Source organism: Pseudomonas sp. MF6776, assembly GCF_016613125.1.
GTDB classification, from domain to species: Bacteria; Pseudomonadota; Gammaproteobacteria; order Pseudomonadales; family Pseudomonadaceae; genus Aquipseudomonas; species Aquipseudomonas iridis.
This window is the reverse complement of record NZ_JAENSQ010000061.1, coordinates 1-14,968: the sequence shown is the minus strand read 5'-3', so window position 1 is coordinate 14,968 and position 14,968 is coordinate 1. Positions and strand designations below refer to the sequence as shown.

The 14,968-nt window shown below is 60.1% G+C and carries 9 protein-coding genes; 5 read left to right on the top strand and 4 right to left on the bottom strand.

Features of this window, described 5'->3' with window-relative positions; translation table 11 throughout:
* The first annotated feature begins 123 nt into the window (after positions 1-123).
* Genes gmtY through gmtX form a run of 3 tightly spaced genes read left to right on the top strand, consistent with a single transcriptional unit; the run spans position 124 to position 4,903 of the window.
* Positions 124-1,581: a gamma-mobile-trio recombinase GmtY gene (gmtY, locus tag JJD74_RS29860; RefSeq protein WP_125873147.1), complete on the top strand. Its 1,458-nt coding sequence runs from the start codon at positions 124-126 to the stop codon at positions 1,579-1,581.
* 2 nt (positions 1,582-1,583) lie between these two features.
* Positions 1,584-4,223 carry a gamma-mobile-trio integrase GmtZ gene (gene gmtZ, locus JJD74_RS29855; RefSeq protein WP_200617987.1) on the top strand — a complete coding sequence of 880 codons (2,640 nt, stop codon included), beginning with the start codon at positions 1,584-1,586 and terminating at the stop codon, positions 4,221-4,223.
* Complete coding sequence (gmtX, locus tag JJD74_RS29850) at positions 4,223-4,903, top strand: gamma-mobile-trio protein GmtX (protein WP_043094776.1); 681 nt, start codon at positions 4,223-4,225, stop codon at positions 4,901-4,903. Before gmtZ ends, gmtX begins: the two co-directional genes overlap by 1 nt.
* A gap of 438 nt (positions 4,904-5,341) precedes the next feature.
* Here gmtX and JJD74_RS29845 read toward each other — a convergent pair whose 3' ends face one another.
* Positions 5,342-7,306: an alkyl/aryl-sulfatase gene (locus JJD74_RS29845; protein ID WP_003302560.1), complete on the bottom strand. Its 1,965-nt coding sequence runs from the start codon at positions 7,304-7,306 to the stop codon at positions 5,342-5,344.
* Between the two features lie 92 nt (positions 7,307-7,398).
* On the opposite strand from JJD74_RS29845, the gene JJD74_RS29840 reads away from it, so the two are divergent.
* Positions 7,399-8,346 (top strand): LysR family transcriptional regulator, encoded by a 948-nt coding sequence (locus tag JJD74_RS29840; protein WP_003302559.1) that lies wholly within the window; start codon positions 7,399-7,401, stop codon positions 8,344-8,346.
* Positions 8,347-8,424: 78 nt separating this feature from the next.
* On the opposite strand, the gene JJD74_RS29835 is transcribed toward JJD74_RS29840, so the two are convergent.
* Together JJD74_RS29835 and JJD74_RS29830 are read right to left on the bottom strand one after the other, a co-directional pair.
* Positions 8,425-9,780 (bottom strand): DUF1329 domain-containing protein, encoded by a 1,356-nt coding sequence (locus JJD74_RS29835; protein WP_036999587.1) that lies wholly within the window; start codon positions 9,778-9,780, stop codon positions 8,425-8,427.
* A 10-nt stretch (positions 9,781-9,790) separates the two neighbouring features.
* The gene (locus tag JJD74_RS29830) at positions 9,791-11,644 is read right to left on the bottom strand and encodes a DUF1302 domain-containing protein (protein WP_003302556.1); all 1,854 of its coding nucleotides are present in this window, start codon (positions 11,642-11,644) and stop codon (positions 9,791-9,793) included.
* A 173-nt stretch (positions 11,645-11,817) separates the two neighbouring features.
* Between JJD74_RS29830 and JJD74_RS29825 the strand changes: the two genes are divergently transcribed.
* Positions 11,818-12,858 carry an AraC family transcriptional regulator gene (locus JJD74_RS29825; protein WP_003302555.1) on the top strand — a complete coding sequence of 347 codons (1,041 nt, stop codon included), beginning with the start codon at positions 11,818-11,820 and terminating at the stop codon, positions 12,856-12,858.
* A 37-nt stretch (positions 12,859-12,895) separates the two neighbouring features.
* Here the strand turns inward: JJD74_RS29825 and JJD74_RS29820 are convergent, their stop codons facing one another.
* Positions 12,896-14,380: a DUF1254 domain-containing protein gene (locus tag JJD74_RS29820; RefSeq protein ID WP_011911464.1), complete on the bottom strand. Its 1,485-nt coding sequence runs from the start codon at positions 14,378-14,380 to the stop codon at positions 12,896-12,898.
* Between the last annotated feature and the right edge of the window lie 588 nt (positions 14,381-14,968).

Genomic DNA, 14,968 nt, shown 5'->3' with positions numbered 1-14,968 from the left:
TGTTACATATAGCACGTAAAAGTGCGTAATTTTGATAAGAAGCCACCTTCGGGTGGCTTTTTCTTGATCTTTCCGCCATATAGGTAAATAGTATAATCCATGTAATTTGTGTAAGGGGGTGGCATGGCTTCGGTTAGCGTCGTCGCAAAAATCGTAGAGGACAACACAGGGGTCGCAAGCGAGCTCCCTTTGCTGATAACAGAGGAGGGGGAGCTTTCTCCTCTGACCGACTACCTCTTGTACCTACACGCCAATGGGCGCTCCAAGTCGACGCTTGAGAAAACGGTTCGTGCGGTGGCGATGCTTCTTGACTACATGGAAGCAAACGCTGATGCGTTCACAGACCCCGAGAAGTTGTTCCAGGCGTTCGTCAGGCGGCTGTACAGCGGGACAGCTTCGGAGGCGGGCCTAGACCCTTCCGGTCTGTACTGGGTGCCCGCCTCCGAAGCGACAGTGAGAGAGCGCATCATCGCACTCACGGGCTTCACGGAATGGCTTGCTGATAAGCAGGGCACCAAGCCGCTGAACCCTTTACGCAAAGCCACGCCTCACGAAGAGCGCCTCAACTACGCGGCATGGTTTCGGCGAAATCAGAACGATTTCCTAGGCCACATCAAAGACAAGTCAATCAGCACCACCGTCAAGCGTGCGCGGAGCATCAAGGGCCGCACCCCGCTGGCGAAGACGGAGGATGACGCGATCTCCTTTCCGAATGCCAAATTCGAAGCCTTCTTCACCCAAGGCATCGGCGGCGCCAAAGATCCCCGAGTCGCTCTGCGGGACAAGCTGATTCTCCTTTTAATGCACGGCGCGGGGCTTAGGATCAGCGAGGCCATGCTGCTGTGGGTCACCGATGTTTTTGAGAATCCCGCCGACCCAAGCCAAGCGCTTGTACGCATCTACAGCGAGCGCGAAGGTGTTGCCCCCGAAGGCTGGAAGAGTCGCAAGGGCGAGCGAACCCGCAAGGTGTATCTGAAAGAGAAGTACGGGCGCATACCTCGCTGCGAGATGAAGGGGACGCAGTACCTGGGCTGGAAGGCCAAGCTTGTCGATGACAAGGACGGCTACTTGATTGCGCAGTGGTTCCCAGTCGATTTTGGCCGGGTTTTCATGGCCCTATGGAAGACCCACCTGAAATACCGCGCAACAGCGGACGCGCATCACCCCTACGCATTCATCAGCTTCGACAGCAAGGCGTTTGGCAATCCTTATACGATCAACGCCTTTAATCAGAACTATGCCGCCGGTCTGCGCCGCATCGGCCTGGAGCCGAACAAAGCCGAGGGGCTCGATCCCCATGGGCATCGGCACAACTACGGGCGGCGTCTGACCCAGGCGGGCATCGACCCGCTGATCCGAAAGAAATGCCTTCACCACAAGTCCCTTGAGTCGCAAACGGTCTATACCCTGCCGGGCAACCAGGACGTTTCGAACATGCTCAGCGCGGCCTCCGAGCAACTGGCGCGGCCCGACGCCAAGATTATGGTCACGGACTGGAAGGCACTGGTTGAGCACGGCTTTGAGGACATCGATCCGCAGGGGTTTTACACCGGCAAGCGGCCGCGACTGGAAGGGGCATGAGAATGGCGCAGAAGAAAACCAATGGGCGCTCGGCTGATCTGACACTCTCCTGGCTCACGCGCTCGCATGGCGAAGACTGGCTGCAATGGCAGCAGTATGCGGCCGAGTGGATGGCGACTCAGGACGCTGGCGTTGCTCATAGACTGAAGGCTCTCCGTCATTTCTTCGTCACCTACCTGATGCGCCATGCCTCCTACGCCAACGATGTCACGGCCTTTTTCAAGGGGCATGCCGGACACAGAGCGTCGTCCCAGGAGTTCGTCGAGGCTATGCAGGCTGCGGGCGTCAACGATCAGCGCGTGCAGGCGGAGTATGTAAATTACGTGGCTGCCTTCTTCGACCACGTCATCGAGCAGCATTACAGCGCCGAGGACGATCACGGTGTCGCACGACCCATTGTCTCGAATCCTTGCGAGCGGATCGCGAAACAGGGCTCGACGCAGGAGACCGTCAGGAACCCGCTGCCGTACCGCTACATTCAGCAGCTACGACAGATCCTCTGCCGTTACGCTCACGGCAGCGAGCAAGAGGACTCACAAGAAGGTGCTGCCTGTAACGCCCGCTGGACGAATCGCCATTTCCGTGACTGGTCGTGGGCGCATGAGCATGTGTTCTACGCGTGGTTCGAGGTGGAGCCCGAGATCATCGACCGCGACGACCCCGACTGCGTATGGCGCGCCAAAGTGGTCAAGCGCAAAAACACGAAGACCACCATCCACCAGATGTGGTCGCCGGTCACCGCAATGCTGCTCTTCGTGAAGCTGCATCTGCCGCTGCGCACCTATCAGGTTCGCTTTCTCGATTCCGGCGAAGCCGATACCTGGCGCTATGAGGGCGGGCGCTGGGTAGCGAATACCCATCCCTTCGTCTACGGCAGCAAGAAGCGTCCTTACGCCAAGGGCGTGTTCCGTCGCACCTACGATGCGATGACGGAGACCTACGCCACCGCGCTCTACGTCTCCACCAACAAGACCGCAGATCAGAACAAGGGCGAAGTGGATCGCGGCTACACGATTCCTTGGCAGCACGAGGAACTGCTGTACTGGCTGGAGAAGCTGCGCAACTGGCAGGAGAAGTACAACCCGATCACTGCGCCGACCCATGCGAGCACACTGGGCAGGAAGCATGTTGGCGCGACCAAGAGCCCATCCGCACTGAAGGCCATGGGCGAGTATTGCTTCCTGTTCCGGGACGCCAGCGCAAAAAGCGCGGAAGACCGCACCAAGCCGATTACCGAGCTTTCCTGCGCATTGTCCTGGCATCAACTGCTACTTCAGTTGGAGCAGAACCTGGCAGCGACGGGCCATAAACTGAGCGACGGCACCGCACTGAAACTGGTGGAAGACTACCCGGACGACACGCCTGACGGGGCTAAAACGAAGACCCTGTTCCCACTGCACAGCCTCCGGGTGTCCCTGATCACTGCCTTCACCATGGACACGGCCCTGCCCCTGCCGGTGGTCTCCAAGCTTCTGGCGGGCCACACGCGCCTGCTGATGACGATCTACTACAACAAAATCACCCCCTCCGTCATGGCGGAGAAAATGGAAGAGGCGCACGCGGCGCTGGATGCCAAGGCGCAAGCCTCGCTCCGCACCTTTCTCAAGAATGCGGAACTCTCCCAGATCCAGGCTCGCACCGCCTGCAACAGCGAGGAATCAGTCGAGGCGGCCCTCGCTAACCGCAATCCCATCGGTTGGGAGCACCGCTCGGCAGGGCTGTGCCTGGTCGGCGGCAATACCGTCCGCTCGGACGAGCTGAGCACGCTGGGCGGCTGCTGGAACGGCGGCCCCGTCGTTAAGGAAGCCGCAGTCGTGCATTCCCGCGCTTATGCCCCAGTGCCCCACGGGCCGGAGAACTGTATCCGCTGCCGCTGGTTCATCACTGACGCCAGCTATCTGCCCGCACTGAGCAGCCAGTTCAACCAGATCAGCTACAAGGCCCACCAGGCGGCGAGTCTGGCGATGGAGATCGAGGGCGAGCTGGAAGCGCTAAAGGACGAGCTGTTCTTCGCTGAGGAGCAAGGCGCACCGTTCACCAAGCACCATGAGCTTCAAGTGCTGGAGCGACGCTATGAGAAGCAGAAAGTGGAGGCCGATGAGTACGCCAAGGACTTTATCGCCTGCTTCAATCTGATCCAGCGCTTGATGGACATCGAGAACCAGCGCGACGAGGCCGACGAGGGTCAGAAGCTCGTCGCCGTGGGCTCTCGCGAGGATCTGGCGGTAAGCATGCGTTTTATCGAGACCGACTCAGAGCTGCTGCACCTGTCGCTGCTCTGTGAGGATGCGGAGTTCTATCCCGACCTACAGGATGACCTTCGAAAGACCCCGGTCATCGCCAAGCGCACGCTCGCACTCAGCCGCATGATGATGCGGAAGGGGTATCAGCCGCTGTTGATGGAAATGGACGAGCGGGCGCAGTTGATCGCCGCAAACGCCCTCATGCGCAAAATGGCCAAGATCGCGCACCCGACCGACAAGCTGGAGGGCTACCGGATCGCGGCGAACTACATCGAGGCCCAGGGGTATTTGGTAGACGACCGGCTTCTTGAGGCGGGAATCGACCAGATGAGCCAGGCCGCGCCGCTTGCCTTGCCGAGCATCAAGCAACGGCTTATCCAACATGAGGAGGTCATCTGATGGAGATCGATATCGACGTCATTCTTGAGGATCTCAAAGAAGGCAAGACGGCGAAGACGCAGCAGTCGCTCGACAAGCTCAATCAAACCTTGTGCGACTATTACGAGCGCGGCGAACGCGACTTCTCGATCACCACCATCGGTCGGGTTTCGGCAGAGGACGGCGGTGTCGGCTACCAGTCCGTCCGGGCGACAGCTAACAAGCACTACCGCGATCTGATCGAGGCATGGGCGGCGAAGGCCAAGACCACCACCAAAAAGCCCCTCAGCCCCCAAAGTCGATCCCGCCGAGCACCTCAGGACAATCAATTGCTTGAGCGCATTCCCGATCCCGCCCTGCGGGTGCTGTTCGGCCAGATCATCGCCGAGCGCAACCGCTACCGTACTCAGCTCAATATTCTCAAGAACCAAGCTGAGGTCGTGATCGATAAGCGTCCGGTGAGGCAGTTTGAAGTCAGCGCCGAACCCTCCGTCGAGCTTCTCCCTTCGCTCAAGGGCATTGCCTCCGATAACGAGATAAAGGCGCTTCGGTTCGCCGCGTCCGACGAATGTATCGAGCGCCGGGGGTGGCTGGTCACGCAGGCCGGACAGGTGAAAGACGAGCTTGGGGAGGAGGTGTTCCCCCGTGGTTTCATGACGGGCCTCCGCAAGCTCGTCGGGGAAGTTGACTCCGATGAGTAGTCATCGGGTTTGATTCTGTTACAGATTCAAACTCATCTGGTCGGACTAGGAGATTTCAAAATGCAATCGTCGGACGACAGATAAGCCGAGTAAAACGACTCACAAAATGAGACATCATGCCCAAGAGGCCCTTTGCCTCTTGGATGCAGCCTCTGGCAAGGTACAGCATTCGCTGAATGCCCCCGGTTTTCCATGTGACTGGGGCTGCTTCCGGCCAAAAGCAGCCGTTAGCTAGGTGCTACTTCCGGCCCGAAGCATCCTATCCAAGATGATTCAAAACACCTGTGCAGCCAGTCAGAGTGAAAACGGCCAGCTCCACTCACAGCAACATGGGGCTTAAGTCTAACTATCGAGGGCTCTACGATAGCTGGACCTGTTTGCGGGTACGGCCAAGCCCGCCACTTTATCTCGGCGCAATTGGTTGGCATAGTCCAATTACTACCGCGTGACAATGGGGAAGCGTCCGTCTGGCTGATCCAGTAGGCTGAAGAAGCGCCCAAGGGCCAGGGGGTTGCCGTCGATCGACACCTGATCGGAGCTGAGCAGGGCTGCGGCGCCGGCTTGCCCACTGATTATCTGCAAGAAGAAGTCCTTACTCAGGTTGAGGCTGGCGTCGGCCTCGGCGACTTCGCCTTCATTCATACGGCGGTGATGCAGCACGGCGTTCTCGATCCACAAGTGATAGCGCGCGCCGCTGTCGGTGAAGTTGAGGTTGATACGCAGCGCGCTGTCGGCTGCCGCCGTGCCATTGAGCTTGGTGGCCATCACGTCCAGGAAGCGCTCGGGAGCGGTGTGTTTGAGCATATCGAGCATCATTACCGGAGTGAAACCCTCTTCCGGCAGGCCGTGGCGCAGCTCATAGGTGCCACTCAGGTAGAAGTTGCGCCAGGGCCCCGACTCGGCCTGATAGCCCAGTTGCTCGAAGCTGCGTGCCTGCAGATCGCGGGCGCCCTGGTTGTCCGGATCGGCATAGAGCAGATGTTTGCCCAGCTCCGCGGCCCAGCGGTAATCGCCCTCGGCATAGGCTTGCTCGGCGGCTGCCAGCAGCGGCTCACGGCCGCCGGCCAGGGCCACGTACTTGGCGGCGGCGGCCACCGGCGGCAGTGGGTCGAGGTTGGCCGGGTTGGCGTCGAACCAGCCTAGGTAGAACTGATAGATGCCGCGCACGTTGTGCTTGAGGGTTCCGTAGTAGTCGTGCACGTTCAGATGGCGGTCGAGGCTGGGCGGCAGGTGCAGTTGCTCGGCGATCTCCGGCGCGGTGAGGCCGGCATTCATCAGGCGAACAGTTTGATCGTGCAGGTAGCGGTAGGCATCACGCTGGGTGGTGAGGAAGGTCTGGATGTTGTCCTGCCCCCACACTGGCCAGTGGTGCTGGTTGAACAGCACCTCGGCGCCAGCGGCTTGCGCGCGGCTGGCGTCGATGTAGTTGGCCCACTGCAAGGCATCGCGTACCTTGGCGCCGCGTAGGGTGTACAGGTTGTGCAGGGTTTGCGAGAGTAGCTCGGCGCCGCCAAAGGCGTTCAGCTCCGGCAGGCTGAAGGTCATTTCCGCCGGGGCTTCACTCTCGGGTACGTTGTAGAAGACGAAGCGCACTCCATCCACGTCCAGCGTCTGTTCGCGGCCGTCGATCAGTTGGGTGGGCGGCAGAATGCCCATGTGCCCGAAGGCAACCGCCTTGCCCAGGCCGTTGTCTACCAGGCCCTCGGCGCTGCGCGGTAGGCGCTTGCCGTACATGAAGGTGGCACGGCGGGCCATGGCGATGCCCATCATCAGGTTTTCGCTGGTGGCCTCTTCCATAAACCCAGCCGGGGCAATCACCGGTAGCTGACGCACCTTGGCGTCTTCGGCGCTGATCACGCCGAGAGCACCGCCAAAGTGATCGACATGGCTGTGGCTGAAGATCATCGCGCTCACCGGGCGTGAGCCCAGATGTTGTGCAACGAAGTCCATAGCGAAGGCGGCGGTTTCCCGGCTGGTTAGCGGGTCGATGACAATCCAGCCGCTGTCGCCTTCGATCAGCGTCATGTTGGCTAGGTCGAAGCCGCGTAGCTGATAGATTTTGTCGCTGACTTTGAACAGCCCAACCTGGTTATTCAGCAGCGCTTGCCGCCACAGGCTGGGGTTGACGGTAGTGGGGGCCTCACCTTGGATAAACGCAAAGCTATCGAAGTCCCAGATCACTTCGCCTTCGGCATCGCGCACCTGGCCCTGAGGCGTGGCAATTAGGCCGCGGCGTGCCTGGGCTAGGCCCTCGACATGGCTCAGGTCATAGCTCTGCGCCACCTCGGCCTGGGCAGCTTGCGTGCGTGGCGTGGCGGCGCTGTGACTGGGCGCAGGGCCGTCGCTGCATGCACTGAGTAGCAACAAGGTGCTGGTTAGCATCCAGCGATAGGGCAGGTTCATCGGCGTTCTCCAGAGAGTGTCTGGTCAGAGCATGGCGTGCGATCTACTATGCGTCCAATGCAATCAAATCATTTAATTGATGAGCAAAAGACATGAATATAGAGTTCCGTCACCTGCGTCATGCCTTGGCCCTGGTCGAACATGGCAACTTTGCCCGCGCCGCAGAGGCGCTGCACCTCTCCCAGCCGGCGCTGACCCGCAGCCTGCAAGCGCTGGAAGCTCAGGTTGGCGAGCAGCTGTTTGATCGCAGCCACCGCGAAGTGACCCCCACAACGATGGGCGAACTGTTATTGCAGCATGCCCGGCAACTGCTGCTGCACGCCCAGGACTTGCAGCGTGACCTACAATTGGCGCGCGGCCTGGAGCAAGGTGAGTTGCGTGTGGGAGTAGGTCCGTTTGCCGGCGCCGCGCTTGTCGCCCCGGTGCTGGCCATTTTGAACCGCGCGCACCCCGGCGTGCATTTGGAGGTGGTGTTGGCACCCTGGCAAGAACTGCCCGCGCGTTTGCAACGCCGGGAAATAGATCTGCTGGTGGCCGACTTGCACGAGATCGAGGACGACCCCAGCTATACGATACAGGCCCTTGGTGAGCACCACACGCTGCCGATGTGCCGCGCCGGTCATCCCTTGCTTGAGCACCCCGAGCCTAGTCTGGAGATGCTGTTGAAGTATCCACTGGCCGGACCCAACCTTCCCGAGGATATTCGTGAGCAGCTGCTCAAGCGCCTACCTAGAGCCTTACAGAACACCTGGCGTGAGCAGTGGAAGCTGGCCATCACCTGCGATAGCTCGGCCATTATCAAACAGCTCCTACAGGGCTGTGAGGCGCTGGCAATATTGCCTTGGTTTATGGTGGAAGACGAACTGCGGCGCGGCGACTTACAGGCTTTACGCAGCCTTGACCCTGGCCTGCGCGGGCGTTTCGGGATTGCTCATCTGCGCGGCAGACGCCTATCACTTGCTGCGCAATGCTTTATCGAGGTGCTTCTGGCCCACGATACCACCGTGCGCCAGCGCCAAGATGCTTGGTTGGCCCGTTAGGGAAGGGCATGGCAAGGCGGTCAACCTGCAGCAGATCGTCGTCCGACGCCGGTGGCTGACTCGCCGAAGACCGATCCTTCAGTTCTTCCCGCCCAAGCGGCGCAAGGCATCTGGCTTGAAGTCTTGGCGCAGAGCCTCATGGCCGAAGCTGGCCTCGCTCGGGGTCTCATTACTCAGGCCGCTGACCAGATAACGGCGAGACTGCAGATCATGAATAGCCTCGGCGGTCATCCAGGGCACCAGGTCGTTGTAGAAGTTCAACTGGTAGGCTGCCGATACTCGCCATAGCTCACCACGGGCGTCGTAATGGTCCGCTAGGGCAATCTGCCAGGTGTCCTCATCAATGAAAAACGTGCGCTTGTCGTAAATGTGGCGCTGGCCTGCTTTGAGCTTTCCCTCTACCTCCCAGACCCGATGCCGCTCATAGCGCACGTAGTCGCTATTCAAATGCGCAGGCTGGATGATTTGTGCGTACTTCAGCCCTTTGTCGTGCAGTCGGTAGTTGTTGTAAGGAATCAACAGTTCGCGCTTGCCTTTGAGGGTCCAGTCGTAGCGATCGAACGCACCGTTGTACATATCCATGTTGTCCGATGTGGCCAGGCCATCCGAGCTGTTCTGTGGTGAGTCGTAGGCCAGTGTAGGGGCTCGCCGGACACGCCGCTGTCCGGCGTTGTAAGCCCAGGCCTGGCGTGGGGTTTGTACCTGATCCAGGGGCTCGTGAATCAGGGCGATGTTGCCGGCCTGGCGCGCCGGAGCCAGGGTCTGGCCGATGAAATAGAAGAGCAGATTGCTGTCTGGCGTGTTGTCCCGGACATTGCTGGCAAAGACCTGTGTCTGGCGGATGAGGCTGGCCTGATAGGCACCGCTGGTTTGCACCGGCATGCGGTGAACCTCGCGCTTGACCGCCCCGCCACGGTAGCGGGTGACATGGTTCCAGATAACCTCTTCGGCACGCAGGGGGACGGGGAACGGCACGCCGCTGGTGTAGCCACCCTCCAGGCCACTACCACTGGCGTTCAGTCTGATCCGGGTGGCGTTTTGCCGGCTCTGTTTCAGGATGGACTCGGGATAGGCCGCGCTGCGGTGCGAGGGATACAGTTGCAGATGGAAGCTCTGCGGGTACTGACGGAGCATGGCTTGCGTGCCTGGGCTCAGCCACTGGGCGAATTGCGCCATGTTGCCGGAGTCGATGCGCTGTAGCGGTTGCTCGGCGGCATAGGGATCGACCAGCGCTCCGCCTGAGGTCGATGGCTTGTATCCGCCGTCCCAGGCGGGGATGCTGCCGTCGGTATTGCCAGCACGTTCGGCGCCCATGGGCGTTAGTTGCTGGTCTAGCTGTGCCGCCTGTTCGGCCGAGACGGCACAGAAAGCGGGCATGCTGATCATCAGGCTTAGTGCCAGGAGTGTGTGGCGGGAGATTGGGCTATTAAGCATGGATAAGTCCTCAGAACTTGGCGCCAAGGGTGAATGAGATGAAGTCGCGGTCGGTCTGCGGATTGAAGTCGCCACCGAAGAAGTCGGTGTAACTGACGGCGGCGTTGTAGCGCTCCAGATAGTCGAAGTTCACGGCCAGTGTGACGGCCTGGCGGCCTTCGACGAATTGCGGAGCCGGAGAGGGGGCATAACCTTCGACGTCATAACGCCAGGCCAACGATGGGGTGACCACGGTGCCCGGCAGCAGGTCGTTGTAGGTCAGGTTGGCTCGGGCTGCATAGCCCCAGGACCAGGGCGTGGTATATCCCTCCCGTTGGCAGTAGTCCTGCTTCAACGCCGGGTTCTTGCAGGCAATGGCGGCACCTTCTACGCCGGAACCGTAGACGGCGTCGCGGCCATAGGCCAGGGTCTCGACCGGCTCCAGATCCGCCACGTGCACGGTGCCGACTTCGGCAATCAACAGCAGGTTATCTGCGCCCCAGATGTCGCTGAAAGTTTGCATGGCCGTCAGTTGCAGCTGGCTAACCGGTTTGCGCCGATAGCCCTGCACCTGTGTCCCATAGAGGCCGGCGGCTTTGGCCAGAATAGGGCCGCTTCCCGGGGCTTGAATGTCCAGGCCAAACAGTTCGTCGACGATGGGTGACTCGGTGTCGAGAAAGCCGCTGGCGTAGAGAAAGTCCTGACCGTTGATGGCGATCGGCTGGTTGGGCCTGTGGCTCAGCTCGCCGGACATAGAGATACCCCAGGGTCCTGAGGTGTTGAAACTGATGCCGTACAGCCGGATGTCTTCGGGGAAGGCCATCTGGTAGAGCGGCGCCTGGGCCAGCGGCTTGGCGTTGCTGCCACCATAGAGCGGGTTGTTGGTAACTCCGGGTAGGAAGAAGCCGCTGCCCGGACGCTTGGAATAGTCGGCGGTGATCGCATTGGTATAGGGCAGCCGGCTGTGATAGTTCATCACGTAGAAGGCAAGCTCGGTGCTGTTCAGCTCTTCGGCGAAGTAGTCCAGGCGCACCCCCCACTGCCCGGCATCTGCGGGGGTATCGTCGCTGATTCGCGGAATAACCATGTTGGCCCCGGCCGGCAGCAGCGGATTGACCAGCTGCATGTTCTCCTGTTGCGCTTCCGTTCGACCTGAAACGGCATACAGTGGGCCGCAGCCTGGCTGACTGGCATCCGACTGGGCGAAGAAGGTGCCGCAACCTGGCTGTACCGTGGCGCGCCATTCCAGTTGGTAAAAGGCGCTGGTCGAGAGATTCTCGCTGATGCCAAGCGACAGATTGAACAGGTTGACCGGAATCAGCGCTTCCTTGATCTCGACCCCGGGCGTGGTTAGGGCGTTGGCGTCGATCGGGTTGATCACATTGAGGCCGCCCTGGATGAAGGTGCTTTCCCCCCAGCTCAGGACCTGCTGACCGAGACGGAGATCCAGCGGCCGGTCATTGAGCTGGAATTCGCCCCAGACGTAGGCATCCATCAGTTCGGCGCCGGAAAACTTGGCCAGCGAATCGAAGCCCGAGTCGTCGAAGTCCTTGAAGCGGGCGTCGCCGTTTTCCAGCAGGTCGTCGTGCCAGAATTTGCCGCTGATCTGCAGCCCGAGGTTGTCCCGGCTAAGCGCCAGTTCGGTGGTACCTTTGACCACCCTTGATATGGTGTCTCCGGCTTTGAAGTTCATGCGCCCGTCGTTACCGTTGATGCCGGCGGCGCGTCCGTCATAGACAGTGGGCAGGAGATTCCTGTCTGGATCGCTGGTGCTGATGCTCATGCCAGTTGACAGGCTGGTGTCCCAGCGGCCGCTGATGCCGTTGTCGAGTTCGAAGGTAGCGGCGTGGCAGAGCGTGCTGTTGACGGCCAGCAGTGTAAACACAAGGGCGCCATGGCCTCTGCGTAATTGGTGCATGGTATGCCTCGGAAACTGTTTTTGTTGTTGTGAGTGCAAACGGTTGCCCCGCTTGCCGGGGGGCTTAAGATAGGCCGCGTAAGTCCCTTGTTTCTTGGCGCGCACAGCCGCGTTTTTGACAATTTCAGACAGGAATTCGGATGAGCAGTCCGCCCCACGAACTAGCCCATACGACCATTGCCACCTGGGCGCTGGCTATTCAGCGAGCGCTGCAGGGGTATGGCATCGAGGCGGTGCCGCTGATGCTGGAGGCCGGTATCGATCCCAGGGTGATTCGTGATCCAGAGCTGCGAGTTGCCGTGGTCAACATGTGGAAGCTCTGGCGGCTTTGTGTCGAACGGACCGGCGATGACTCTTTTGGTCTTCAGGTCGCTGCCAATCTCTATCCGACTCACCTCAATGCCCTGATCTTTGCGCTGCAGGCCAGCTCCACCCTGCGAGAGGCGCTCGATCGGCTGCAGCGCTATGTGCGGGTGGTCACTACCATCGCGGCAATCGAGGTGGTCGAGAGCCCTGTGGGGGTGGCATTGATACTGGGCTCTGATAGCTCCGGTTCGGCACAGCGGCCATTTTTCCCTGTTGATGCCTTCATGGGGGTGTTGTTCAGAACCTTTCGCGAGTTACTTGGAGCCAGTGCTGCCGAAGGGCTGCTCGAGGTTCGTTTGTGCCGTCCGGTACCTCACCGCTTAGAGGCTTTTGAACAGTTTTTCGGCGTGCCCGTGTACTTTGGCGCCGAGGCGAATGTCATGCTGATGGCTTCCGGCGTGCTGGATCGGGAGCTGCCGGCGGCCAACGCCATGATTGCTGGAATGAACGAGCAGTTGTTGCGCGATTATCTGGGGCGAATGCGCCACGAGCAGGTCAGCCTGCAAGTGCGCAAGGAGATCATCGCCTTGCTCAGTAGCGACAAGCTTGGGCTAGAGCACATTGCCGAGCGCCTGAACATGAGTGGCCGCAACCTGCATCGCAAGTTGGCCGAGGAGGGCACATCATTCAAAGAACTGCAGGATGAGATTCGACAGGACCTGGCGCTGCGCTATCTGGGCATGTCGGGGATGAGCCTGAACGAGATTGCATTCAATCTGGGTTTTATCGACCAGAGCAGCTTCAACCGTGCCTTCAAGCGCTGGACCGGTGGCAGTCCCGGACAGTACCGGCGCGCGCTCAGGGAGCGCCACTGAGTCAGCCGGGGCGAGAGGGCGCCCCGGCATGTTGGGCTCAGCTGCGCGCCTGGGGTTGGATGGGCGGAATGAACTGCTGCAGCGTCTTTGGATTGCGCGTCTTCTCATCGGGCAGATAGATGCGGTAGTTCAAACGGAACAACCCTTTATCAGGTGAAGGCAGCCAGTTGCTTTCGAGCCCGGTGGGGGGCTGGTGCTGGATATATAGCGTCAGTGAACCGTCCGGGTTGTAGGTCAGTCCCGGGGTCCGGTCACCGATGGAGTAGCGGTCGATGGCATTGTCCACCAGCTGGAAGTTGGTGCCGTACAGGGTGATGGACCAGAAACCCTTGTCCTGAAGCTGGGGCAGTGCATCACGCTCGAAGTGCAAGATGTAGCGCTGCTGGCCATCAAGCAACTGGCCGGTGCCATCTTCATAGGTGCTGAAGTACACCCCTTCTTCGCGGTCATGCACCATCAGACCTTCGAGCGCACCCTCTGCGCGGTTGATGAAGTGGAAGCCGTAGCTGCCCTCGTGCAGGTTGTTCCAGCGGGTCGGGTAGGGCGTGCCGCGGTACTTCACCTTCCAAGTCATCAGGTCCTGGCTGTCGGCCAGTGCACGCTTAAGGCCAGCCACCGTGGCCGGGTGCAGCCGGCTGGCATCGAAGGGCTTGCCAAGCTCGATGCCGATGCTCTGGAACATGGACACGGCAGCGCGCTGCTCCGAACGCGGTGGGTTCTCATTCAGCAGATCGACCATGCGCTCGAAGAGGGCCAGGTCGCCGCTGTATTCCTTGCGGGACATCTTCACGGTGGTCACCTTGCCAAAGCCATCGGGCTTGCCCCAATTGCTGAGCGAGGTGGTGTGCACCTGTTTCTGCAGTTCCAGCACGCGGGGCAGGTCCTGAGGATCTTCCTTGCTCACCCCGTAGCGCAGGGCGAGGGCGCCGGAGTTGGTCGACAGGCGCCGCAGTTCGACGCCTGTGGGTACTTCGCCCTGCCAGTCAGGGCCGGCGAACAGATAGTGACCGCCCTTGCCCTGGGTCGCCCGGGTGCCGATATAGGGCAGGTTCTCCAGATAGGCATCGGCGACCTGCACGCTCCAGTAGCGGTCCTGGACATCCGGCAGGCTGAGGATCACCGGATCATCCTTGAGCTCCAGCATGACGCCGCTGTAGATCGTGTCGTTGTTGGGTGTATAAGGCAGCTCATCCTGCGAGGTAGCCAGCTTGGTCATGTGGCCAATCTGGTTGATGGGGGCGCAGGGGCAGATCTGGCGCTCGGTGACGAATTTCAGCTTGCGCTCATTCAGTCGCAGCAGGCGTTCACGGTCGGTGATGGTCAGCGGCAGGCCCCAGACATAGGCCTGCAGCCCCAGTGAGTAGGCCCAGTTCTCCTGCGCACGTTCATCGCGCTGCCGGATTTCATCACGGCTGAGGCCGGCGTCGGGGTCTTTCTTCTGCAGGTCGGGGACGGCAAGGTACTGATACCCGGCGGTCAGAGCGGCGCCCACTAGAACCGTCGCCAAGAGTTTGAGTTTCATACGCATTCCCTGTTATTGAAAGTATCGGGAATACCACTCTAGGGTTGGTTGGCTGGTGGGTCTCAACTCTGGTTGCCAGTTTTTTGACCTGCGCAGACAAGCCTAAGCAAGCCACAGCGCCCAAGTCTCTCATCAAGGCAGCTGCATTGGTGAGGTTCGCGCAGCTGCAGGCTAACCGATTCAATCCTGAGCCAAGGGTCGCTTCAGACCTATTGCAACCAACTGCCATGGACGGAGACATTGTTCGGTGGCCGTCAGCTCCTGACCTTTTACGCTGCCTGCTACAGGCCGCTTTTGGCCGATAGCTGCCGAATCTGGATAGGCTAAAAGCCTGGCGTTGCTTGGCCTTACTCCTTTCGCATGTCGCCCATGGATATAAAACGGGCGCAGGCCTCGGGAGTCGTCCGAGGAACCGCAATCGACGGGAATCCCACGATCCAGCGGCCCTGGCGGCGCGGCTCTGTCGCCAATGTCAGATTACACACTGAATTACACAGTGTGTAATTTCCACCAGAAAGGCAAAGCCCCGCTGTTGCGGGGCTTTTGTTCACTCATTCACTCAATTACACAGTATTTGCTATAAAGAGC